The following is a 22,245-nucleotide window of genomic DNA, read 5'->3' as shown; positions in this document are numbered from 1 at the left end:
AGTACAATTAACTTATGCACTTGTTATATAAGTCCCGAAACTGACCTTGCTTTTTGAGATATAGGAATCCGAATTCTAGTGTGCTTTGCACGCAGGGGCGGACTCAGGAGGCATAGAGCACAAAGAAATTCTTTATATATCGATAATGATTCCTCTCTCGTTCGGTTTTTCACACTCAACTCGCAACCTGAATTTGTTACATTTAGAGGGTCAGTCAATCAACGCCTGTTCGGCAAAACAAAAAATTGAATCTGATGTATACGCGGAGTAGAAGCTCTCTTCCTTGGTAGGTAGGAGGGCTTTTAGTTGAGAGGTTTTTTACTTTAAGTGAGACGACGATTTCTTACAGCAGGACTGGCTCTTTTGTCTTCAATTCTGGTGGCACAACTCGCCGCTCCAATACAAAGCTCTAATATGATACAAATTTCTCATCAAATCAACAGACTATACGTGTTTGGCGATAGCCTTTCAGATGTTGGTAACGTATATCATGCATCGGGAAAAATCTATCCTCCTAACCCTCCCTACTTTGAAGGACGTTATTGCAATGGTTTGGTGTGGGTTGAGTATCTTTCTGCCAAACTGGCATTAACTCCCGAGCAAAATGCCAACTTTGCTTATGGAGGCGCAACCACGGGAAACGGTAGCGTTAATGGAGTACCAGGCTTGTTAGCACAAGTTCAGGCTTTTACAAAGGTGCATCAAGAGGTCAATTCAAATGCACTTTACGTTTTATGGGCTGGTGCAAATGATTATTTGTATGGTGGTGCCAATCCTACACTGACTCTCGGTAATATATCGAAAGCGGTCGAGTCCCTTTTAAAGATGGGTGCTAAAAAAATCATGGTTGTCAATTTACCAGATTTGGGAAAACTTCCAGCTACACGCACGAGTGCAAATTCTAATACCATCAGTTCGTTTGCGATCGCCCACAATCAGAGTTTGGCTAAATCGGTTGAGGAACTTAAGCAAAAATTAGGTTCTGACACTCAAATTGCCATTTTAGATATTTATTCCTTGTATCAAGAAGCAACAAAACATCCAGGGATGTTTGGTTTAACGAATGTGACGAATGCTTGTTCCAATAATCTTGCTATTTGCGATCGTCCAGACAAGTATTTGTTTTGGGATGGCATTCATCCAACAACGGTAGCCCATCGAATCATAGCTGAAGCCGCTCTAAAAGTTATTAAGACTGAATTTTCGTTTTCTGCTACTAGTCCACAGCCATTGAGTTAAGGACTTCCAAAGCAAAAAATCTCCCAAAATTTCTTGTGGTGCGGGCGTCCTCGCCCGCCACTAGCATAGCGCGTCCTCGCCCGCCACTAGCATAGCGCGTCCTCGCCCGCCACTAGCATAGCGCGTCCTCGCCCGCCACTAGCATAGGACGGGCGAGGACGCCCATCCCACAAAGTTACAACCATATTTTCCTCATACTTAGTTTTGTTTTGCATAACTAATGCATATAAATGCAATTTTTGTTGTAGTTTCTTTTACTATTTTTGATATTTAATCAAAAAGATTCATCAATCTCAAGACTTACGTATCTTGAGATTTAGAAAAAAGTGGTTTTGTAAAATTAAATGAAAAAATATTGCTCTTACCTACGTTAGATGGTCAATGTAAGTATTTCAGCTAAAGTTAAATTTTTGACTGGCGTTTACACCCAAATATTTTTTACTGGTGCTTTCCCAAGAACGGTTGACAGAAAAATGCAAAACTTAATTTTGAAAGACGATCCTCTTTGGTTTAAAAGTGCAATTATCTATGAAGTTCCTGTTCGTGCCTTTGCGGACAGCAATGGTGATGGAATTGGAGACTTTCGTGGGCTAACAGAAAAACTGGATTACTTGCAAGATTTAGGCGTTACTGCTCTCTGGGTATTGCCGTTTTTTCCCTCACCACTCAGGGATGATGGTTACGATATCGCAGATTATACCAATGTTAACCCAATTTACGGTACGTTGGAAGATTTTAAAGAGTTCCTGGAAGCGGCTCATTTGCGAGGCATTCGCGTCATTATTGAATTGATTGTCAACCATACATCAGACCAGCATCCTTGGTTTCAACGAGCACGCCGCGCTCCTAAGGGCAGCAAGGAAAGAGATTTTTATGTCTGGAATGATAATCCAGAAAAATACAAAGAGGCGCGGATTATTTTCAAAGATTTTGAAACTTCAAACTGGGCTTGGGACCCAGTTGCCAAAGCGTATTACTGGCACCGCTTTTACTCCCATCAACCAGATTTGAACTACGATAATCCTGCAATGCGTCAAGCGGTGTTTGATGTGCTAGATTTTTGGTTGGGAATGGGGGTAGATGGGTTACGATTAGATGCAGTGCCTTACTTATACGAACGGGAAGGTACAAATTGTGAAAACTTGTTTGAAACCCACGCTTTTTTGAAAGAACTGCGATCGCACATTGACGCAAAATTCCCAAACCGCATGCTTTTGGCTGAAGCAAATCAATGGCCTGAAGATACAGCCCAATACTACGGGTCTGGGGATGAATGTCATATGAACTTTCATTTTCCCCTCATGCCTCGCCTGTTTATGGCGTTGCGAATGGAAGATAACTTCCCCATCATCGATATTCTCAACCAGACTCCATCAATTCCTGATAATTGTCAGTGGGCTTTGTTCTTGCGGAACCATGACGAACTAACGTTGGAAATGGTCACGGATGAAGATCGGGATTATATGTATCGGGTGTATGCACAAGATCCAGTTATGAGAGTTAACTTGGGTATTCGTCGCAGGTTAGCACCACTTCTGGGAAATGACCGCCGTCAAATAGAGTTGCTGAACAGTTTGCTGTTATCCCTGCCGGGAACACCCGTGCTTTACTATGGGGATGAGATTGGTATGGGAGACAACGTTTATGTAGGCGATCGCAATGGTGTTCGCACCCCAATGCAATGGAGTTCCGATCGCAATGCTGGTTTTAGTCGCACCAACCCCCAAAAGTTATACTTACCAGTCATTGTAGACTCAGAATATCATTATGAGGCAGTCAACGTTGAAGCGCAAAGAAGTAACCCCAATTCCTTATGGTATTGGACAAAACGCTTGCTGGCAACGAGAAATCGCTTCCAAGCATTTGGTTTGGGTACTTTTGAACTACTGCATCCCAGGAACCGCAAAGTTCTTGCCTTTATCCGCAATTATGATGGACAAACAATTTTAGTAGTAGCGAATCTGTCTCGATTTGTGCAAACAGTCGAATTAGACTTATCGCCTTTCAAGGGACTGGTGCCAATGGAAATTTTTGGTCATACTGAGTTCCCAGCAATTGGAGATTCCTGCTACTTTCTCAGCCTCAGTCCCTATGGATTCTACTGGTTTGCCCTATCCCCCAAACCTACCTTAACTCAGCCACCCAGACTCCAAGCGGATCTCACAACATTAGTTGTTAGCGGTCAATGGCAAAATGTCTTTACTCAGCGAGAAGCAAAAGCCACTTTAGAATCTATTTTGCCCGGTTATCTCTACACTTGTAACTGGTTTAACGGCAAAACTCTAACTGTTCAGTCTACACAAATCACCGAAACCGTCTTAATATCCTACAAAGATACCGAAGCTAAGATGGTTTGGTTGCGAGTAGAGTACATTCAAGGAGATGCTGAAACTTACCTTTTAGTCTTTGCTTATGCAGAGGGCGAGCAAGCAAGACAAGTTTTAGCAGAAAGCCCGCAAGCTGCAGTGGCTTGCCTTGAGGTTCAAAGAATAGGGGTAGATTTAGAAACTCCCGCGAACGGAATTTTATTTGATGCGACAGCAGACAACCATTTTCTCTCTCTTTTGCTAGATGCGATCGCTCAAAATCGCTCTTACAAGGGCATTGGAGGAGAATTGGGAGCAACCGCAACCGATTTGTTACCACAATTGAGAGGAGATGAGTCTTACCTTGAACCGACTATTCTTCAAGGAGAATTTCAGAATACTTATGTCGTTTATGGAAATCGCCTGTTCTTAAAAATCTTCCGCAAACTTGAGGAGGGTATGCATCCCGATTTAGAATTGCGGCGCTTTTTGGGTGAGAAAAAACGCATAACACACTTTGCACCCATTGCTGGAGCACTTGAGTATCGCAGTCCCAAAAGAATAGGGGCGCTTCCATCTCAACCGATGACTGTAGGAATCTTGCAAGAATATGTCCAAGATACCCGAAACGGATGGGACTACACCCTTGATAGCTTGCAAGATTACTTTGACCTTGTCACAACCCAACAAATAGAGGTCACTGAGGTACCTATTCCCTCAAATTCTCCAATAGAGTTATTGAGTTTTGAAATTCCCGAATTAGCTAACGAAACTATTGGTTCATATCTCGTTAGCGCTCAGCTCTTAGGTCAGTGTACGGCGGAACTTCACATTGCTTTGAGTTGCGATTCAGAAAATTCTGACTTTGCTCCCGAACCATTTTCATCATTTTACCAGCGTTCTATTTACCAATACGCCCGTAACCTAACGGGTCAAGTCTTACTGTTATTGGCAGATAAGCTGAATTCCTTACCATCTGAGACTCAAAAACTGGCACAAGCCGCCCTCAATCGCCAACAAGACATTTTGGGACGCTATCAGTTAATCCTCAACCAAAAAATCACTGCAATGCGTACACGTTATCACGGGGATTACAATTTGAAGAGGGTGCTGTACACGGGTAAGGACTTTATCATTCATGACTTTGAAGGTAGCGAAGGTCGCAGTTTGAGCGAACGACGCATGAAGCGTTCTCCCTTGAGAGATGTTGCGGGGATGCTATTATCGTTCCACTATGCAGCACAAATTGGGCTTCGCAGTGAAATAGAAAGTGGAATGATTCGCGCTGAAACTTTGCCTCTCATGGAAGCCTGGAGCCGTTTTTGGTACGTGTGGGTAAGCGCTACTTTCCTCAATAGTTATTTAGTGACAGCAGGTCAAGATACCTTCTTACCAAGCACAACTACAGAATTGCAAGTGCTTTTGGACGCCTTTGTTTTAGAGAAAACTGTGTATGCACTAGGTTCTGAACTTAGCGATCGCTCTGAAAAAGTAGACATTCCACTCCAACTGATTTTGCAATTGTTCTAAGTAGAGGCAATACTACTCAGTTAATGATAGTTGAAGTAGTACCAGAAACCCGGTTTCTTCAAGAAACCGGGTTTCTAATTTTCCCTTATCCGAGTAGTACTGAATCTACTCCTAAGGCGGTAACTAAAAATTCAAATAAAATTGCTATATATTTTTCACAATTATGTGGTTATTGAAGTCAAAACTAATTTGACCTTCTCGTTTTAACTTGCTTATCATTCGTGTAATTGTAACTCTGGTAGTGCTACAGGCGCTAGCAAGGTCTTCATGAGTAAAACGAAAATTTAGGCGAGTTCCATGAGCAACTGGAGTACCTAATTCCTGTTTAAGAAACTGTAATAAATAGTAAAAGCGGTCTTGCACGCGTCGCTGTCCAGAAATAGCTAAAAGAAATTCCGTCTGCTGTAACCGCTGATTGATTTTGGGTGAAACGATATGATTCAGAGTTGGATTCGCTTCTATTTCTGCCAACTTAATATTAATTAACGTGACATCTGACATAGCTGTTGCAGTATAGATGTGTAGTTTGGTCATACTAGAGCCAAAAACCATTCCTTCTGTTAGCAATCCTATCAACACTTCAGAGCCTGTTGGACAAAGCGTAGTTAGCTTCACCAAACCCTGACAAACATACCAAATTTCTTGGCAAGTGAGGGAGATAGTTTCTCCCTTAGAATATTGATGCTGTGGACGATTTTGACTCAGGTCGCACTCATTGTTAATGAGCGTTAATTGGGAGAGATTGCGCTCTGTAATGTCCCGCACCAACCAGCGTAATGCTATTGGTATACCAGCACAGTTATAGACAACTCCCACCGTACAAGCGCCGTCAAACAACTCGCCATTGCGTTTTTGCCAGCGCAGGACTGACTCTGCTACCTTATTGCATTTGGATAGCTGTGTGAGGAAACTGCGAAAGCTCTGACGGTCTTCTAATGCCACATAATTACTGATTGGTTTGCCCACTAGATACTGTTGCAAGGCATTAAGCAACTTAACAGCAGCACAGTTGGCTTCTTGAATTATGCCCTTAGTATCAGTCACGAAGTAAGCATCGGGTGCAAACTCGAATAAATCTCGGTAACGTTGGCGTTCCAGTTCTACCAGATTTCGTGTCAGTATGAGTTCCTCATTCTGCTGGTACAGTTCTTCTGTAGCTAACTGTACTATTTCTGATGCGTTACCAAGTTCCACAAAAGTTTGTGGCAGCACATCTGGTATTAAAGGTTCGATGTTGACATTTTGATACAAATCTGCTAACCGTCCATGCATTCTCTGTGCACGGTGAACAAATTTGTCTATTTCTACCTTATTTATATCCATCTTAAATTTCCTCTACTTTTATAGATGCACGGAACTACTTAGGAAAATCGATAGAGTTTTTTTGAGCTTACAGCTAATGCGACCCTCTGTCCAATAACTTATGAAAAATTTTAAGTACCCTAGGTAGGGGTAAAGCTGAGCACATGAGGCTTTTGTGTGACATAGCCCTGTTTTCGTATATTTTAGAAATTACATCATAGCCTTATAAGACATTAGTTTAAACCATACCTATGTAATTTTCACCACAATCCAATAAGACCAATGATAGAAATTGTTTTAATCAAACTAGCTATTTTGTGTTGCTAAATTTCCTCAATTAGACTGATCTACCTTTACTTTATCTAAGCCATTATTACTCAAAGGAGAGCATCTGCGAAAGTCAGACAATATTAATTGAAAAATCAAAAAAACCAGAATTTATAATATCCAAGGAATCGTAACTATGAAGCCTTCTTACTTATCAAAAATTGTTTGGGCAAGTGCTTTTGCTTTTGGTCTTGTGACTTTACATCCAGTTTTGCCAGTTTCTGCCCAAAGCGGCTCTTCTGGTGCTGGTAGCAGTACAGGTACTAGCGGAACCACTGGTACAACTGGTGCTGGTAGCAGTACAGGTACAACGGGCACTGGCACTACTGGTATTGACACCACTACAGGTACTGGTACTGGTACAACGGGCACTGGCACTACTGGTATTGACACCACTACAGGTACTGGTACTGGTACAACTGGCACTGGCACCACTGGTATTGATCCAACTACAGGTACTGGTACTGGTACAACAGGCACTGGCACCACTGGTATTGATCCGACTACAGGTACTGGTACGGGTACAACAGGCACTGGCACCACTGGTATTGATCCAACTACAGGTACTGGTACGGGTACAACAGGCACTGGCACCACTGGTATTGACACTACTACAGGTACAGGGACAACAGGCACTGGCACCACTGGTACTGACACCACTACAGGTACTCCCACTAATACTACAGATACTACGAATACAACTCAAGGAACCAGCGAAGTCAGAGGCGATCGTGGTTTCGATTGGGGATGGCTTGGCTTGCTTGGTCTCATTGGTCTTACAGGTCTTATCCCCAAGCGGTCTCAACCTCACGCCTATCGCGACCCCAACGAGGTAACTCGTTCTGGTTCTACCAGATTCTAAACAATTGCTTCCTCAATTTGATATCTCCCCTGCTTAAAAGACAGGGGTTCTCACGCTCCCGCTATATTTTGATAGGAATCATAAATGATTTATGAAAAAATCTCAGTACTGTAGGTAGGGCTATGCCGCATACAAGCTTTATGTGTGCGGCATAGCCCTACCTACGTATATTTCAAAAATCAAATAGGAGTCCTATATATAGCGATCGCCTTTTAGTTATAAGAAACTAAGCTGAAAAGCCTTGAGGTTGAGGCATGAAGCACGGGTTTCTTTTACCCAAGAAGACAAACTATCACTTAGCACAATTTTACCTAAGTCTTAAATAAGACTTCTCAGACATCCCTAATTAGAAAGATTAATTAATAAAATGCTTCTACATTGTGTCGGAAAGCAATCAAGGCGTGCTTACCCTGCTCCTCTTTCAGGGCTTCAAGGATAGCATCAGATACTTCTAATGAAACAATAGTCTTGATTTCAATATTAGTGTTGTAGCCTGCTAAATCTGACAAGCGTCTTCCGTGCCCGCCCTCGCCCTGTACTTGATTAATAGTGTAGCCGCTTACATTATGGCTTTTCAGCAGTTTGACAATACGGTCTTTCAGCACCGTTTCCCCAATGATGGTGATTAAGACGGCGGGTTGGATGGGAGAAACGAAGTTTGACATGAACAACTCCAGAGAGTAAGTTTTAGCAAAACCTTAGTACATAGCAGCGATTAGGTAGTTAAAGTAACCGCCAACAAGGTTTGCCTCTTCTGATGATAACATTGAAGCGGTGACATTGTTCATTGCACGGATGCTTTCAGCAATAGGCGTGGTGAAGGTCGCAGGTGTTGTACCAATTGTAGGTAGCATTAACACGATCATGGGTTCAGAGGAGCGTTAAGCACATAAAGTACTTAATTTTCACTCCGTCTCAGACAATACGGTTGAGGACGGGATTTTTGTTACTTGCAGCAAGTACATTTATCTACAAGCTTTGCTATTTTTTCTATTAGAGTTATCAATTCTACAGGCTTATTCAAATAAATTTGAAACCCAGATACGAGAGCGAGGTTATGCTTTGCATCTATATCTAAAGCAGTTAACGCAATAGCAGGAATTGACCGTTTCTCAGGAATTATAAGAGTTCTAATTTTACGAATTAATGAAAAACCATCTTCATCCGGCATAACAATGTCAATAATTAAAAGGTTTATTGTAAATTTTTTGATAGCTTCAATAGCTTCATTAGCTGATTCTGCTGTCATTACCGTAACACCGTAATCTTCCAAAATTAAGACCATTAAATTAAGAAAGTCAGCATTATCATCTATGACAAGTACTTGCAATCCACTTAGATTTTGAAAAAGTTTTTGACGATCGTATAGCTCATGCTTCTCTGAATTCTTCAACATAATCATATTTGCCATCCTTAGTCTCTTGCTTAATGACAGAAGAAGTTTGACTCAGTAGCCAGCAACAATTAGCTATTAAATAAATATTTTTTCCTTAGATATTAAATCAGATTTATGTAATGTAGATGAAATGTCAAGGGCGTTCGTATAAAGAAATATTTATTGTTAAGTGTAGAAAAAGATTTTCTAAAAAAGTATTTATCTTTAGATTGACTTTATATAAAAATTTGCTGTATAGGGAGACACATTGGCTCTTGCACTCAGACTGAGTCCATAAACTGATATTTTGCACTTTGACAAGGGCTGGTAGCAATACAGTTCAGTTAAGCAGTTATTTAGAAACCCGGTATCTCCAAGATACCGGGTTTGGTGCTCCCCTCGCGACCCTTAACTAACCAATAAAAAAAGCCTCCGGTGCTTATAGAGGCTTGAGGTGACTTAGCTGCTTTTAAAAAAGTAGTAAATGTGCATATTCCTATTCTGACTTTAGGTCGTTAATAGACCCACATCCAAAAGGGATAAATATTATTATGTAGCTCTCTATACAGAACAGCTTTATCTCATCTCAAACCCTTAATTCTCTGTTGAAATTTTTGTATTTCTCATCACTAATCAAATTGTGGAATCGCCTAAAGTGACGTGTACACCTGGCTCTGGTGCTTGAGTTAGGTCTGGCGTATCTTCGGACATATCCAAGTCTGCCATGCTAGTGCTGGGAGAGTCTGAAGTTGCCATAAACTGCTCCTCAATAAGACGTAACGAGTCTTTTGGTGCCATAAACTTTTCCTTACAGGCATTACATAGAATCTGTAAAGACTCGTCATGACGAGTCTTTACGCATTATGGACTAAAGATTGTGCGATACACTTACACCCTTTACCTTAGCTGGAATAATAAAGCCATAGTAGGCAGTAGCTAGCGCTGTTAAGGCATTGAACCAAACATTATTACCAAACAGTGGCATCAAACCGAACGTTGTCTTAGCAAAGGGTAGCAATCCCATGATGGCGATTGCGGTATAAGCAACTGCAAAACTAACATTGAATAAACGTGCGCTGCTTGCACTGAAATAGGAAGCAATTCCTAATAATCCAACAGAACAGCGTACAAGGTTATGCAAGAAATTAGTAGGGAACAAGCCAAATATATAGCCAAATCCCATAGCATAGGGGCTTTCAGTTGCGCCAAGTGGGACGTAAGATAAGTCTGTTTCTGGTACTGAGACTAAACCAGGTATAAACCCAGCTACACCTACAATCAAAAAGAGAATTCCAATTGTCAGAGCACAGTAACGCTCTGTTAGATTTCCTGCCGTAACGTTTTTCATATTTTATGACTCCAAGTTTTGTAGAAGGCTAATATCAGTTTTCTGGCTTTGGACATCATGTTAAAAAAACTAGAGTTCTTTTTACTCTAACTAACGAGAGTGATAAATTATTTGCTGCTATATCCAAATGAAGGTATTAGTGTTAAGTTGAAATGTAATTTTGACAGATCTCGTTTCATTCTTTCAAAAACTTCAACTTGTACAGAGACAACTCATCAAAACATAGTTGTACTCCTTCCCAGCTAGAGGCTGGGAACGAGAGAGTCTGAAAGTCGTATGAGTTTTGATTTCTCTGCTAGTTAAAATTAAACCAAGACGGTTTTTCGATTCACTCTTCTCAGCACCCGAATCACAATGAATTTTAGTCAGTTGCTTGATAAGAAAATAGACACCATCGTCAAAAACTGGGTTGAAGCAGTTCGCCTAGATCGACAAATTTCGAGTATCGATAATTTACCGCACTCAGCTATTAGGAATTGGCTCCACTTTCACTGTTATTTTGCCTTTGAAAGTCAACTCTAGCTTGAATAATGAAAGATGAAATATGTAAAGTATTTTTCATCTTTCGTCCTTTTCAAACTGCATTACTCATATTATCTTTCAAGCGTAAAAAGGCTTTAATTCTTGCTATTAATTCATCATAATCAATCGGCTTGCGGATAAAGTCATTAGCTCCTAAATTTAATCCTTCAGGTATATCAGCTTCTACATAAGCCGTGATCAGAAGAATAGGAATAAAAGGTAGTTTTTTATTCTGCCGAATATGCCGAGTAACTTCATAACCATTCATTCCCGGCATCATAGCATCAAGCAACACCAGATCGGGCGGTGATGCTTCTATCATGGCTAACCCTGATTTGCCATTGTTAGCAACATCAACTACATACCCTTCTTCTACCAAAATTGCCTCTAAAAGATACAAATTATCTTGTGTATCATCTATAACTAGTATGCGTTTAGCTTGAGTTTGACCTTGAGAAGTTAACATAAAATTACGTTTCCGTTTAGGTAAAAAGGACTATCCCAATTGTGATCCTTAGCACCATCACCGAAGGAGGTACGGTGTAAGATGCCAGCTATCATGATTCTTAGATATAAGTTGGCTTTATGATAACTGTTTATTAGCTGACTAACCTCCTACTTCAGGAGAATCTCACCTTCAGCCAATCGGAAATAGATCGAGGTAGATCCCTCTGAACTTTACTACTGACGTATATGCCAACGTGTCCTACAGGAAAAGCGCAAACTGTGTAGTCCTTGCTTCCAACGTATTTCTCAAGAGCCAAGGAGGATGTAGGGGGAACTAGATGATCTTGTGTTGCGTAAACGTTCAAAACTGGGATGCGGATATTCCTTAAATCTACTCGCTTTTCCCCAATCTTGATTTCACCTTTAATCAGTTTGTTTCCTTGATAGAAGTCTTTAATAAACTGTCGGTAAGCCTCACCAGCTTGATCGGGGCTGTCAAAAATCCATTTCTCCATCCGCAGAAAGTTGACAAGCTTTTCTTCGTTGTCAATAATCTCCAGAAGGTCAATGTACTTTTTCACTCCTAACTGGAATGGCTTCAGCATAACGAACATAAAGCTCAAGAGCAGCGTAATCTTGGCTTTTAGAGTGGCAGCATTAGGAGCAGGCTTCAAAAATAAGGCAAGATGCCATTTGTCGCCAAGCCATTAGTTCATGGTTTCATAAATGTCTTCTTCATGCAATAAAATTGTGGTTTCAGGACCAATTCTTCCCATATCTGGTTCTGGACCCTTTGCCATTTCAACAGCATATTTCCAAGTGTGAGAATCCGGTTGATAATATAAAATTCTGCCTACACCTCCTAGAAAACGAACGACTTCATGTGTGTTGAATTTGGGAGGTGCTATCAATTGGCTATTCATGATTGCAGATGCTCCTAAAATATTTGTTTTTTTGATTCTCATTCAATAATCATAATTACAAAAAAAGGAAATAACGTCTAACTAAAGAATTGAATGAAGTTCTATCTGAAGTTAATTTTTTATTAAAATAACTTGTAATTTGAGATACAATATGTTTCTAGCGCTCTTTGAAGAATTCATAAATAAGTTTTGATAGTTAAGTTTGCTCAGAACTCCGACTTAAGAAGCCAGGGATCTTGGAATCCCTCAAAATCAATTTGGTCAAGTATTAGTTTGTAGTTGCGCTGTATTTGAAGACAGTACAACTACGAACAGATAGATCCATTCCTTAGAGGATGTTTGAAAAGTCATGATTGATGCAATACTGCTCGGTTAAGAGAACACGAGAACCCCGGTATCTTTAAGATACCGGGGTTCTGGCACCTCAACTATCCTTAACCGACAAGTATTGATGATTGATGTATCAAATATTTTTACCCCACCCTAACCCGGACCTTAGAAAGGGGAGGGAACCAGATTTTTCTTGTTTCCCCCCAATCCATCGGGGGGACTAAGGGGGGTAATAATGTGATTAAAATCACAACTACCCACTTTTCAAACAACCTCTTAGGGCAGAAGTCTTTAATAAGTAGATAACTTATCTTAGAAAAAAAGGGAACGCGAGTTAAAATTGCAGAAGCAATATTTAACAATGACCAATGATTTTCCCTACTTTTCAGTAGGGAAATTTATTAATAAATTCTTTTTTTCAGAAAATACTATAGCAATCCTATTTGAACAGGACTTACGCAGATGAGGCTAGAAACCCGGTTTCTTCGTAGAAAACTTGTGTTCAAACCTATGATTTTTCGTTGAAACCAGGTTTCTTTGCATAAGTCCTATTGAATTGTAAAAAGCAACGGACAAAACAAGAGTTGCGCGATACAAATGCGGATTTGTGTGCTGCAATTAATTCACCTTGGCTATCACTTAATGAGGCTAAAGAATTAGTTACAAAAATGTTGGTCAGTAAAAAGCCTATCAATGAAATTTTAGCAAGACTTATCAGCATTATCTATAATTCGACGGTTAACCCTTTGGAGTTACAGCCAAGAGAAAAATCAAATTCTATTCAACCTTTGATAAGCCCTCCAGCGAATTGCAGACTTACTAATAATGAAGCAGATCAAACTAAGATTACGGCGGTGAGAAAGCCAGAACGTGAAACTGTGACGAAATCTAAAATGCTTGTAAAGCAGGCATGTGAAATTAAAGCTCAATGTCGAGAGCTTAAAGCTCAATTCAGGGAACATAAAATTAAATTTATTGGCTCTCAAACTTCATTCATTGCCCTTCAGCCTAATTTTAGGAACAGACTAAAGCCAAAAGCCATCGAGCGTTTCGACTAAAGTCGAAACGCTCGATGGCTCGATTTTGGAGATCTTTTGCTAAAAACATTCACTGCTTGACTGATTTCATTGATAAACTAATCCGCTTCAGTTTCTCATTCACTTCAAGCACTTTGACTTTCACAACTTGTCCTACTTTCACAATTTTCTTGGGATCGTCTACAAATTTGTCAGCCAGTTGAGAGATATGCACCAAACCATCCTGATGTACGCCAATGTCAACAAATGCACCAAAGTTGGCAACATTGGTAACACTACCTTCTAGTTCCATTCCGACTTTCAAGTCAGTGATTTCCTTAATTCCTTCTTTAAAGGTGGCATACTTAAACTCAGCTCTTGGATCTCTTCCCGGCTTTTCCAATTCGCTCAAGATATCGCGTAATGTTGGTTCGCCAACGCTGTCGGTTACGTATTTTTTGAGATTGTTTTTTTTCAGTTGTTCGGCAATTTTTGCGATCTGAGTTAATGAGACTTTCAAATCAGATGCGATCGCTTCTACAACTGAGTAACTTTCTGGATGCACTGCAGTATTATCGAGTGGATTTTCACCATCACGAATGCGTAAGAAACCTGCAGCTTGTTCAAATGCTTTTGGTCCTAATTTCGAGACTTTTAACAATTGGCGGCGGTTTTTAAATACCCCATTTTGGTTGCGATAGGCCACAATATTATTAGCAACACTAGACGTAATACCAGAAACAAAGGTGAGAAGTTCTTTAGAAGCCGTGTTTAAGTCTACACCAACATAGTTAACACAGCTTTCAACAGTTTCATCCAATTTCTTCTTCAACAATTTTTGATCCACATCATGCTGATATTGCCCTACCCCAATGGATTTGGGGTCAATTTTGACAAGTTCTGCAAGGGGATCTTGCAAGCGACGCCCAATACTAATAGCTCCCCGAACAGTGACATCTAAATCGGGAAATTCTTCTAGAGCAACTTTGCTAGCTGAATAAATGGATGCACCCGACTCGTTGACTATCACCTTAATTGGTTTTCTGTCCAACGTTTGTAGGACTTCCAAGACAAATTCATCCGTTTCACGAGAAGCGGTACCGTTACCAATAGCAATTAACTCAATTTTGTATTTCTCAATTAAATTTTTAAGAGTTTTTGCAGCATCCAAACGCTGATTTGCTGATAAATGGGGAAATATCGCTTGATATTCTAAAAATTTACCTGTTTGGTCAAGGACTGAGACTTTACATCCAGTCCGAAAACCCGGATCTACCGCCAAAGTGGGTTTCATTCCTGCTGGTGCAGACAGTAATAACTCTCGCAAATTAGCTTCAAATGTTTTGATGGACTCAATGTCTGCAAAAGTTTTCTTATCAGAAATCACTTCACTCATTAAGGATGTTTTCATCAAACGGTTAAAAGCATCTTTGAGCATTGCTTGATAAAAATCCCTAATTGCGCGGACTTTTGTCTTAATTTCTTTTGATTCTAAATAAGACAAGACAACATCTTCATCAAAAGAAATGTCAAAAGACAAGATTTCCTCAGTTTCACCGCGACATAATGCCAGCATATTATGAGGTGCGATATTTCGTACCCGCATTTGGTAATTGCGGTACATTTCAAATTTAGTTGTACCCTCTGGATAATCATTCTTAATGCGGGAAACAAACACTCCTTCCTCTAAAAGATATTCCCGCACATAAGAACGCGACTCTGCTTTTTCAGCCACTTCTTCTGCAAGAATATCAGACGCACCCCGCAACGCCTCTTCTGCGGTTTTGACACCTTTCTCTTCAGAGACGTATTTTGCTGCTTCTTCATCCAGAGAAGCGGCGACACCATTTTTGACGTTTAACGACTTAATAAACTCTGCAAGCGGTTCTAACCCTTTTTCTTTTGCAACAGTAGCTCGAGTGCGACGTTTTGGACGGAAGGGTAGGTATAAATCCTCAAGTTCTGTTTTTTGCAAACAGGATTCTATCTTTTCTTTAAGTTCGTCAGTCAGTTTACCTTGTTCTGCGATCGCATTTAAAATTGTGGATTTTCTTTCTTCTAATTCCGTTAAGTAAGAATACCTATCCGCTAGTTGACGTAACTGAACTTCATTCATTTCCCCAGTACGTTCTTTGCGATAACGCGCAATAAAGGGAATTGTCGCACCCTCCGCCAAAAGATCCAGCGCGTTTTGCACCTGATAGGGTTTAAGGTCTAGTTCGACAGCCAGTGATTTAGGAATGTTTAGCATCGGGTGTTGCAGTTGAAAACGCTACTTTTTTTAAGGTAATACGCTAGATATATTTATCAGCGCAAGTAGATAATGTTAAGCTAGTTTAACAGACTGATTCGGAATCTTGTATTTATACGCTGTTGTTATGAGTAACGTGTTAGAGCTAAAACTGAATAGCTGTTAGATTAGGCACACTTGTTACCGACAACAAACCTAATATACACACATTAACGCTTCTGCTATTGGCTCAGAGGTGAGGAAAAATGGCTTTGTTTTTCTTGATTCCGCTATTTACCGGCTTGGTAGGTGGCTATATCTTTAAAAAATGTACTGACGAAATTGGGTATTTCGTGGGGATATTCGCAGCTCTCTGCTTTGCTTTAAGCTTGGTGTTCGCACCATGGCAAGTTTTGCTTTTGCTGCTCCTAGTTATTCTCATCACCACCCAAAAACTTTTGCAGCGAATGGAAGACCATCATGAAAACTTAAATGACACCGACCAAAGAGAATTAACCCCTCCCAAAGACCAGGTAACTGAGGAAATAGGACGAAAATACCGTGGTATCAGTTACTAAGCAATAAGTCTTACTGTTACCGTTACCGAGGAAAAACCTACAGGAGTAAGCCTTTAGTATTTCAGAGGGAAAACGGCTCCTGTAGTTTAAAACACTGGGTGAAAAGGAGATTTCAGCGCTCTTGGCATTGTATTGATTTATGCTGTGCCAATAACTGACAATATCTGTCATTTTTCTTTGCCAGCATCCACTTTTCTTTAAATATTGCTGCTGATTCAGCTTTAACAGGGTCTACTTCATTTGGCAAAATATCTTTTCTAGCTTTAGCTTCAGCTTCAATAGAAGTTGCTTTTTGAGGATTGGTTTTGTATTTTTTTCCACTCTTATGATTGGCATAGCGGCGCGATCTCGTATAACCCATCTGTAAGAACTTACGTGCCATATCTGCTCCAACGAAATCATCTTGCTCCAAATATTCAAGAAACATTTGGTAGATTTTTTCGCTGGATTGTCTGGCAATTTCAGGAGTTTTAAACCGCCAATGAGGTAGAATCTCTGATTTATACGGTTCTACCAACAATACTCCCTGCTCGCCCTTACCAACGCGATAAAGTTCAGGATTTTCTCGGAAATCAATACTTTTAAAATCTAAAGAGTAATCAAAAGTCATAAAATAAATTAATCAAGTATCAATACTACGTCGCCTCAGCAGAAATTAGAACCCCGGTTTCTTTAAGAAACCGGGGTTCTGACACCTCAATTATCTTATACCTTGCAGTATTGAAAAGTTAGATCCCCGACTTCCTGAAGAAGTCGGGGATCTGGACATCACTGAGCATGGTAAATTAAATTCAAAAGACTCCGATCTAAACAAGTCAAATTTGCCACCCATGCTACCAAGTTCCCAATCTCTCAAAAGAGTCCTTAATGTAGGAGATCTGCGACAAGTACATCACATAGCCCTCAACGTGCAAAATATGCAAGCGTCAAGGCAATTCTACAATGGTATTTTGGGCTTGCACGAGTTGACAGGTGATGAAGTTCCAGCAACCCTCGTAGATTTAGTAGCACAAGGAAAAGTAGCCAATTTCGTCACCCCCGATGGCACTATCCTCGATTTATTTTGGGAACCAGACTTACCACCACCAGACCCAAACCCAGAAAGAACTTTCACCAGAGCATATCATTTAGCATTTGACATCGCTCCTGAGTTATTTGATCGCGCAGTTGAAGTTTTAAGACAAAATCAAATTACCATCGCCCACGGACCAGTGAGCCGTCCAACAGGTAGAGGAGTCTACTTTTATGACCCCGATGGCTTTATGATCGAGATTCGTTGCGACCCAACAGGGGGACAAGGAGGAGTGAGGGAGTGAGGGAGTGAGGGAAAGAATGTTGCCAAATGACTATTGACCACTAACAACTAACAACTAACCACTAACCACTAATGATCGATCCCAAGACATACCAAGTCATTGAAGAAGCAATTAAGAGACCTCCCATTACACACGATCCGCAAAGGCAATCATTAAAAGCTTGGGCAATGTATTGTTTGCGCGATCGCGGTTTCAAGGTAGTATATGCTCAAAATGGCGACTTTGCTGTAGAAACCAGAGGCGGAGAAAAGATATATTTCAAAGTCACAGAAAATACAACTGATTTAGATAGCCAATTTGCTTGGATAGTTTGGGATAGTACAACCAAAAGCGCCCGCCTATTTCCATCGCAAAATTAACCGAGAATATAATACAACATTTTAGGACTTTTCAAACACCATAAAATGTTGCTGGGGTAAAAAGCCTTTCGTTTCCCGCCAAACTAAACCGACAGCTTGCATTTCCTTTTTAACTTGCCTCTGAGTCATTTTATGCAAAGCTTTGATTGCAATAAAAAGATTTTCGCCCCGATACTCAACGAGTACAACACGACCACCAGGTTTCAGACCCCTGACAATTCCTTGCATCATCTCTCGCGGATACTCAAACTCATGATAAGCATCCACCATTAGAGCCAAATCAACACTCTCTGGTGGTAATTTGGGATCGCTAAGAGTCGCCAAAACAGGCTCAACGTTAGCAATCTTTTTCTCCTGCTTAAAAAACTCGATAATCTCCAACATTTCTGGCTGAATATCCACAGCTAAAACCTTTCCTGTAGAAAGTAAAGGCGCAATCCGAAAACTTATGTAACCCGTACCAGCGCCAATATCCGCCACAATATCGCTAGACTTAAGATTAAGACCATTCACCACTTTGCTGGGCTGTTCCTCACCTTCACGGCTTGGTCTTTCCAGCCAACCCGCACCCGTGTGTCCCATGACTCTGGCTATCTCTCGACCCATATAAAATTTACCAATTCCATCTGGGTTATGAAGACGCCGTTGTTCGTAAACAACCGAGGATGATAGAGAATCCGCGATCGCGTAGCGGCTGCTTTGCAGCATCGCTATATTTTTCAAGCCAAATATCCAAAAACAGAACACACCCAAAATAAATACAGTCAAAGGAAAAAAAACGTATTTTGCTTTAGTCATTTGTCATTTGTCGGTTGTCATTTGTCAGTGTTTTATAGCCCTATCCAAAGGAAGTGTTGTAGGTCAAGCCAGTATGTTACCTTGGCTGATTAGGGGTAGCAAAAAGCAAAAATGGTAAGGAGCAGCGAGTGTTAAAGCCAGATATTATTGTTGTCGGAGCATCAGCCGGAGGACTTAAAGCCTTTGAAATACTCGTTTCTCAAATGCTCTCTAACTTTCCTGCTGCTGTCTTTATCGTCTGGCACGTTTCCCCAGATTACCCTAGTATGTTACCCGATATTTTGGCGCGGTTCACTTCACTGCCAGTAGCACACGCTGTTGACAACGAGCCAATCAAAACGGGTCGTATTTATGTGGCTCCTCCCGATCGCCATTTGTTAGTTGAGCCAGGGGTTGTCCGGCTCTCTCGCGGTCCCAAAGAAAACCGCTTTCGTCCGGCGGTCGATGTCTTGTTTCGCTCTGCTGCTTGGTCTTATGGATCGCGAGTCATTGGGGTCGTGTTGAGCGGCAGTCTCGACGATGGAGCGGCAGGGCTATATGCTATTAAAGAGCGAGGCGGCATCGCCGTTGTTCAAGACCCGTCTGATGCGCTTTTCTCTTCGATGCCTAGGGCGGCGCTGAAAGCAGTGGCAGTCGATCATTGTGTGCCTATCATCGAAATGGGAGCTTTGTTAGCGCATCTGGTTAACAAAGCAATTCCCGAACAGGAGGAAAATCTGGTGTCTGAAAAAATGGATATTGAAGTTGGTGTTGCGCGGCAAGATAACGCTCTGGAACTCGGCATTATGAAACTAGGTGACCTTTCTCCCTTTACGTGTCCTGAGTGCCATGGCGTACTGTTGCAGTTAAAAGAAGGTAACCTGCTTCGCTTTCGCTGCCATACAGGGCATGCCTATTCGCTTAATGCCCTTCTAGCCGAGGTAACGCAGTCGATCGAGGAGTCCCTCTGGGATGGTATCCGCACGATCGAAGCGAGTGAAATGTTGATGACTCATACCGCAAAGCATCTGCGCGAGATGAACGAGCATGAGGCGGCAGACCTACTGTTGCAAAAAGCCGAGGACGCAAAGCGACGAGGAGATTTGGTTCGGCAAGCAGTCATGAGCAACGAAATATTGAGCCAGGAAAATCTGGAGCGAGAAATAAAGCTCAATGAAGAAAAACAAGGTTTTTAAAATTTCTTTCTGAGGTCAATATTCCTGACACCTAACTGTTTGCTGCGAGCAACTGCTTGCCGCAATGAAGCTCTCAATGCTTGACTGTTGGCAAGCACTTCTGTGACGATACGCTCTTGTTCAGCTAGATTCGTGAATTTCACTTGATTTAGAAGTTGTTCTTTCATTGCTTGCTGAAGATCGCCAGTCGGCAGTATAGGAATTTGCAGAGGCGGTTTATGTGCGGCTGATGAACTTTCTGATGCAGCCCTTAATGAGTCCGTTGTAAGGGTAAGTTGTGCAAGCTGTTGTTGCAGCTTTTCAATTTGGCGATCGATGTGCTTTAACTGCCGCCCCCGCTGGATCGCGACTCTGTAATCCTCCACTTCATTCGGTTTCAAGTGTTTTAGTGTCTTGCCATCAAACATGGGTTGACGGCTTCTTACCTGCCAGTATTTACAGTTGGTTCGGGCTGTGCCTCCCGGCTTCACTTGCACTAACCAACAATGTTGCAGAAACCAACCTGCCCCAGCAACTTGTGCTCGCTCGGTGTTGAGCGCTTCCAAGGTAGATTGAAGTTTTTTTAGTGTGGACATTTTTGATTCGTATGCAAACTCAGATTTTTCTTTAAAGTTATCATATATTCGTATGCAAATCTATTATATAGATTTGCATACGAATATATGAATCTATCACTCCTGTGTGACGGTAAAAAAATCCGCCATATAGGGGCGGCTCAAGTCAATTTTTTAACGTTCGGGATAAAAATGTCTGCTAAAATGTCTTCTCAGAAGAGCTTCTTGTGCAATGGAGTACAAGACACGGATGAAGTAAACTTAGAATTTGAAACCCTGTTAGACTACCTCAAGTACAACCAGGGTTGTGATTTGACAGGTTATAAACGCTCTAGCTTGATGCGACGGTTTCGGCACCGGATGCAAAGTATCAACATTGACACTTATGAGAGCTACTTACAATATTTGCAACGCCATTGGGAAGAGTATCGTGCTCTTCTCAATGATGTTCTAATTAACGTCACTAGCTTTTTCCGCGATCGCAAAGCTTGGGATTATTTAGCAGCAGAGGTTATTCCCAAAATTATTGCCAGCAAGCAACCCGATGAACCCATTCGAATTTGGAGTGCAGGCTGTGCAACCGGACAAGAGATCTATAGCCTTCTCATCTTATTAGCAGAAGCGCTCGGTCTTGAAGTTTGCCGACAGCGAGTTCAGTGTTTTGCCACCGATACGGATGAAGCAGCCCTATCGAAGGCACGTCAAGCGACCTACAGCAACAAAGATATTATTGGCATTCCTGCTGAATTGCTCCAGAAATACTTTGAGTACACCGAAACAGGCTATGTCTTTCACCCAGAACTTCGCCGCACCATTATCTTTTCTCGTCACGACTTGACTCAAAATGCTCCCATCTCCAAGATAGATCTCCTAATATGCCGCAATGTATTGATTTATTTCAATTCAGAAACTCAGGTCTCCGTCCTAAAGCGTTTTCACTTTGCGCTTAAAAACACGGGCTTCCTCTTCTTGGGTAAGGCAGAAACAGTAATCAACCGCAGGCAAATTTATATGCCTGTTAATATAAACCAGAGGATTTATGCCAAAGAACTGACGCTAGAAGTAGATGACTACCGCCTCATCATTCCTAAGTCTCACAGACAACACACAACTCATTTATTGCCAATTCAGAACTACTTCTGGGAAACTGCCTTCGAGACCAGTTCTTTTGCTTATCTAGCCATTGACGCAAACGGTTGTCTGCTCCATGCCAATGAATGGGCAAGAACCTTATTTGGCTTAACCTTTAACAATTGGAAACGCCCTTTTCAAGATCTGAAAGTTGCAAAGTTAATCGGTACCAACACGTTAACGCAAGCACTTCACTCTCGTCAGGCTCTAGCCGTGTTAAAAAATATTGAGTGGACGACCTCCAAGAGCACAAAGCATTTCGATATTCATATTTCGCAGGTATTTACCACCAAAAATGATTTACTGGGAGTTACTTTGACATTTATTGAAACAAATGATTACAAGCAATTCAATCAAGAACTGGAGTCTACTCGCTTAGAGTTAGCCAGAGTCTCTAAAACCCTTGCAGAGACAAAATATGAACTCAGCATGGCTTACAACGAGTTAGAAAGTACTCGGAAAGAACTAGAGCTTTTACATCAACAGACGGATTTCATAAATCAAATATGATTGCTATATTCAGTTCAAGTAATTCGATTTTTTCGGAAATACTATAGTAGAGTTGAATTTATAGCTA

Annotated in this window: 23 protein-coding genes; 9 read left to right on the top strand and 14 right to left on the bottom strand. The window is 41.1% G+C overall.

Features of this window, described 5'->3' with window-relative positions:
- Positions 1-414 precede the first annotated feature (414 nt).
- A complete protein-coding gene (locus tag WA1_RS16990; RefSeq protein WP_081403126.1) occupies positions 415-1,239 on the top strand; it encodes an SGNH/GDSL hydrolase family protein in 825 nt (274 codons plus the stop codon).
- Positions 1,240-1,325: 86 nt separating this feature from the next.
- Here the strand turns inward: WA1_RS16990 and WA1_RS59870 are convergent, their stop codons facing one another.
- Entirely contained in the window at positions 1,326-1,454 is a 129-nt protein-coding gene (locus WA1_RS59870; RefSeq protein ID WP_272819161.1) for a hypothetical protein, read from the bottom strand.
- 258 nt (positions 1,455-1,712) lie between these two features.
- Here WA1_RS59870 and treS point away from each other — a divergent pair, with 258 nt between their 5' ends.
- Positions 1,713-5,075 carry a maltose alpha-D-glucosyltransferase gene (gene treS, locus WA1_RS16985; RefSeq protein ID WP_026135250.1) on the top strand — a complete coding sequence of 1,121 codons (3,363 nt, stop codon included), beginning with the start codon at positions 1,713-1,715 and terminating at the stop codon, positions 5,073-5,075.
- 144 nt (positions 5,076-5,219) lie between these two features.
- Here treS and WA1_RS16980 read toward each other — a convergent pair whose 3' ends face one another.
- The gene (locus WA1_RS16980; protein ID WP_017748773.1) at positions 5,220-6,398 is read right to left on the bottom strand and encodes a PAS domain S-box protein; all 1,179 of its coding nucleotides are present in this window, start codon (positions 6,396-6,398) and stop codon (positions 5,220-5,222) included.
- A gap of 442 nt (positions 6,399-6,840) precedes the next feature.
- Between WA1_RS16980 and WA1_RS16975 the strand changes: the two genes are divergently transcribed.
- Positions 6,841-7,566: a WGxxGxxG-CTERM domain-containing protein gene (locus WA1_RS16975; protein WP_017748772.1), complete on the top strand. Its 726-nt coding sequence runs from the start codon at positions 6,841-6,843 to the stop codon at positions 7,564-7,566.
- Positions 7,567-7,925: 359 nt separating this feature from the next.
- Here the strand turns inward: WA1_RS16975 and WA1_RS16970 are convergent, their stop codons facing one another.
- From WA1_RS16970 to WA1_RS16945, 8 genes are all read right to left on the bottom strand, one after another.
- Entirely contained in the window at positions 7,926-8,231 is a 306-nt protein-coding gene (locus WA1_RS16970) for a P-II family nitrogen regulator (protein ID WP_017748771.1), read from the bottom strand.
- A gap of 33 nt (positions 8,232-8,264) precedes the next feature.
- Positions 8,265-8,432 (bottom strand): globin family protein, encoded by a 168-nt coding sequence (locus tag WA1_RS55060; protein ID WP_148662704.1) that lies wholly within the window; start codon positions 8,430-8,432, stop codon positions 8,265-8,267.
- Positions 8,433-8,512: 80 nt separating this feature from the next.
- The gene (locus WA1_RS16965; RefSeq protein WP_017748770.1) at positions 8,513-8,977 is read right to left on the bottom strand and encodes a response regulator; all 465 of its coding nucleotides are present in this window, start codon (positions 8,975-8,977) and stop codon (positions 8,513-8,515) included.
- Positions 8,978-9,574: 597 nt separating this feature from the next.
- Entirely contained in the window at positions 9,575-9,739 is a 165-nt protein-coding gene (locus WA1_RS56995) for a hypothetical protein (protein ID WP_017748769.1), read from the bottom strand.
- 70 nt (positions 9,740-9,809) lie between these two features.
- Positions 9,810-10,289 carry a DUF4383 domain-containing protein gene (locus tag WA1_RS16960; protein ID WP_017748768.1) on the bottom strand — a complete coding sequence of 160 codons (480 nt, stop codon included), beginning with the start codon at positions 10,287-10,289 and terminating at the stop codon, positions 9,810-9,812.
- Between the two features lie 574 nt (positions 10,290-10,863).
- Positions 10,864-11,277, bottom strand: a complete 414-nt coding sequence (locus WA1_RS16955) for a response regulator transcription factor (protein ID WP_017748767.1) — start codon at positions 11,275-11,277, stop codon at positions 10,864-10,866.
- A gap of 154 nt (positions 11,278-11,431) precedes the next feature.
- Complete coding sequence (locus WA1_RS16950; protein ID WP_272819160.1) at positions 11,432-11,863, bottom strand: alpha/beta fold hydrolase; 432 nt, start codon at positions 11,861-11,863, stop codon at positions 11,432-11,434.
- Positions 11,864-11,965: 102 nt separating this feature from the next.
- Positions 11,966-12,181 (bottom strand): hypothetical protein, encoded by a 216-nt coding sequence (locus tag WA1_RS16945; protein ID WP_026135248.1) that lies wholly within the window; start codon positions 12,179-12,181, stop codon positions 11,966-11,968.
- A gap of 914 nt (positions 12,182-13,095) precedes the next feature.
- On the opposite strand from WA1_RS16945, the gene WA1_RS16940 reads away from it, so the two are divergent.
- Entirely contained in the window at positions 13,096-13,569 is a 474-nt protein-coding gene (locus WA1_RS16940; protein ID WP_148662703.1) for a hypothetical protein, read from the top strand.
- Between the two features lie 49 nt (positions 13,570-13,618).
- Here the strand turns inward: WA1_RS16940 and WA1_RS16935 are convergent, their stop codons facing one another.
- Positions 13,619-15,778, bottom strand: a complete 2,160-nt coding sequence (locus tag WA1_RS16935) for a Tex family protein (RefSeq protein ID WP_017748763.1) — start codon at positions 15,776-15,778, stop codon at positions 13,619-13,621.
- 245 nt (positions 15,779-16,023) lie between these two features.
- Between WA1_RS16935 and WA1_RS16930 the strand changes: the two genes are divergently transcribed.
- Positions 16,024-16,335 carry a hypothetical protein gene (locus WA1_RS16930; RefSeq protein ID WP_017748762.1) on the top strand — a complete coding sequence of 104 codons (312 nt, stop codon included), beginning with the start codon at positions 16,024-16,026 and terminating at the stop codon, positions 16,333-16,335.
- A gap of 112 nt (positions 16,336-16,447) precedes the next feature.
- On the opposite strand, the gene WA1_RS16925 is transcribed toward WA1_RS16930, so the two are convergent.
- Positions 16,448-16,945 carry a DUF4385 domain-containing protein gene (locus WA1_RS16925; RefSeq protein ID WP_017748761.1) on the bottom strand — a complete coding sequence of 166 codons (498 nt, stop codon included), beginning with the start codon at positions 16,943-16,945 and terminating at the stop codon, positions 16,448-16,450.
- 220 nt (positions 16,946-17,165) lie between these two features.
- Between WA1_RS16925 and WA1_RS16920 the strand changes: the two genes are divergently transcribed.
- Positions 17,166-17,651 (top strand): VOC family protein, encoded by a 486-nt coding sequence (locus WA1_RS16920; RefSeq protein WP_017748760.1) that lies wholly within the window; start codon positions 17,166-17,168, stop codon positions 17,649-17,651.
- A gap of 71 nt (positions 17,652-17,722) precedes the next feature.
- The gene (locus tag WA1_RS16915; RefSeq protein WP_017748759.1) at positions 17,723-18,010 is read left to right on the top strand and encodes a hypothetical protein; all 288 of its coding nucleotides are present in this window, start codon (positions 17,723-17,725) and stop codon (positions 18,008-18,010) included.
- A gap of 21 nt (positions 18,011-18,031) precedes the next feature.
- Here the strand turns inward: WA1_RS16915 and WA1_RS16910 are convergent, their stop codons facing one another.
- Entirely contained in the window at positions 18,032-18,718 is a 687-nt protein-coding gene (locus WA1_RS16910) for a class I SAM-dependent methyltransferase (protein WP_051077137.1), read from the bottom strand.
- A gap of 218 nt (positions 18,719-18,936) precedes the next feature.
- On the opposite strand from WA1_RS16910, the gene WA1_RS16905 reads away from it, so the two are divergent.
- Positions 18,937-19,983 carry a chemotaxis protein CheB gene (locus WA1_RS16905; protein ID WP_017748757.1) on the top strand — a complete coding sequence of 349 codons (1,047 nt, stop codon included), beginning with the start codon at positions 18,937-18,939 and terminating at the stop codon, positions 19,981-19,983.
- Here WA1_RS16905 and WA1_RS16900 read toward each other — a convergent pair.
- Positions 19,980-20,558: a hypothetical protein gene (locus WA1_RS16900; protein WP_017748756.1), complete on the bottom strand. Its 579-nt coding sequence runs from the start codon at positions 20,556-20,558 to the stop codon at positions 19,980-19,982. The genes WA1_RS16905 and WA1_RS16900 overlap by 4 nt on opposite strands.
- A gap of 87 nt (positions 20,559-20,645) precedes the next feature.
- Here WA1_RS16900 and WA1_RS16895 point away from each other — a divergent pair, with 87 nt between their 5' ends.
- The gene (locus WA1_RS16895) at positions 20,646-22,178 is read left to right on the top strand and encodes a CheR family methyltransferase (RefSeq protein WP_272819159.1); all 1,533 of its coding nucleotides are present in this window, start codon (positions 20,646-20,648) and stop codon (positions 22,176-22,178) included.
- The last annotated feature ends 67 nt before the right edge of the window (positions 22,179-22,245 follow it).

Source organism: Scytonema hofmannii PCC 7110, assembly GCF_000346485.2.
GTDB classification, from domain to species: domain Bacteria; phylum Cyanobacteriota; class Cyanobacteriia; order Cyanobacteriales; family Nostocaceae; genus Scytonema; species Scytonema hofmannii.
Note: the sequence above shows the minus strand (reverse complement) of the source record. Positions and strands in the feature narration are given on the sequence as shown.

What these genes read in the sequence shown, in the direction of transcription:
- WA1_RS16990 (WP_081403126.1), top strand. Translation starts at nt 415, where the DNA reads ATGATACAAATTTCTCATCAAATCAACAGACTATACGTGTTTGGCGAT.
- WA1_RS59870 (WP_272819161.1), bottom strand. Translation starts at nt 1,454, where the DNA reads ATGCAAAACAAAACTAAGTATGAGGAAAATATGGTTGTAACTTTGTGG.
- treS (WP_026135250.1), top strand. Translation starts at nt 1,713, where the DNA reads ATGCAAAACTTAATTTTGAAAGACGATCCTCTTTGGTTTAAAAGTGCA.
- WA1_RS16980 (WP_017748773.1), bottom strand. Translation starts at nt 6,398, where the DNA reads ATGGATATAAATAAGGTAGAAATAGACAAATTTGTTCACCGTGCACAG.
- WA1_RS16975 (WP_017748772.1), top strand. Translation starts at nt 6,841, where the DNA reads ATGAAGCCTTCTTACTTATCAAAAATTGTTTGGGCAAGTGCTTTTGCT.
- WA1_RS16970 (WP_017748771.1), bottom strand. Translation starts at nt 8,231, where the DNA reads ATGTCAAACTTCGTTTCTCCCATCCAACCCGCCGTCTTAATCACCATC.
- WA1_RS55060 (WP_148662704.1), bottom strand. Translation starts at nt 8,432, where the DNA reads ATGATCGTGTTAATGCTACCTACAATTGGTACAACACCTGCGACCTTC.
- WA1_RS16965 (WP_017748770.1), bottom strand. Translation starts at nt 8,977, where the DNA reads ATGGCAAATATGATTATGTTGAAGAATTCAGAGAAGCATGAGCTATAC.
- WA1_RS56995 (WP_017748769.1), bottom strand. Translation starts at nt 9,739, where the DNA reads ATGGCACCAAAAGACTCGTTACGTCTTATTGAGGAGCAGTTTATGGCA.
- WA1_RS16960 (WP_017748768.1), bottom strand. Translation starts at nt 10,289, where the DNA reads ATGAAAAACGTTACGGCAGGAAATCTAACAGAGCGTTACTGTGCTCTG.
- WA1_RS16955 (WP_017748767.1), bottom strand. Translation starts at nt 11,277, where the DNA reads ATGTTAACTTCTCAAGGTCAAACTCAAGCTAAACGCATACTAGTTATA.
- WA1_RS16950 (WP_272819160.1), bottom strand. Translation starts at nt 11,863, where the DNA reads ATGCTGAAGCCATTCCAGTTAGGAGTGAAAAAGTACATTGACCTTCTG.
- WA1_RS16945 (WP_026135248.1), bottom strand. Translation starts at nt 12,181, where the DNA reads ATGAATAGCCAATTGATAGCACCTCCCAAATTCAACACACATGAAGTC.
- WA1_RS16935 (WP_017748763.1), bottom strand. Translation starts at nt 15,778, where the DNA reads ATGCTAAACATTCCTAAATCACTGGCTGTCGAACTAGACCTTAAACCC.
- WA1_RS16930 (WP_017748762.1), top strand. Translation starts at nt 16,024, where the DNA reads ATGGCTTTGTTTTTCTTGATTCCGCTATTTACCGGCTTGGTAGGTGGC.
- WA1_RS16925 (WP_017748761.1), bottom strand. Translation starts at nt 16,945, where the DNA reads ATGACTTTTGATTACTCTTTAGATTTTAAAAGTATTGATTTCCGAGAA.
- WA1_RS16920 (WP_017748760.1), top strand. Translation starts at nt 17,166, where the DNA reads ATGCTACCAAGTTCCCAATCTCTCAAAAGAGTCCTTAATGTAGGAGAT.
- WA1_RS16915 (WP_017748759.1), top strand. Translation starts at nt 17,723, where the DNA reads ATGATCGATCCCAAGACATACCAAGTCATTGAAGAAGCAATTAAGAGA.
- WA1_RS16910 (WP_051077137.1), bottom strand. Translation starts at nt 18,718, where the DNA reads ATGCTGCAAAGCAGCCGCTACGCGATCGCGGATTCTCTATCATCCTCG.
- WA1_RS16900 (WP_017748756.1), bottom strand. Translation starts at nt 20,558, where the DNA reads ATGTCCACACTAAAAAAACTTCAATCTACCTTGGAAGCGCTCAACACC.
- WA1_RS16895 (WP_272819159.1), top strand. Translation starts at nt 20,646, where the DNA reads ATGAATCTATCACTCCTGTGTGACGGTAAAAAAATCCGCCATATAGGG.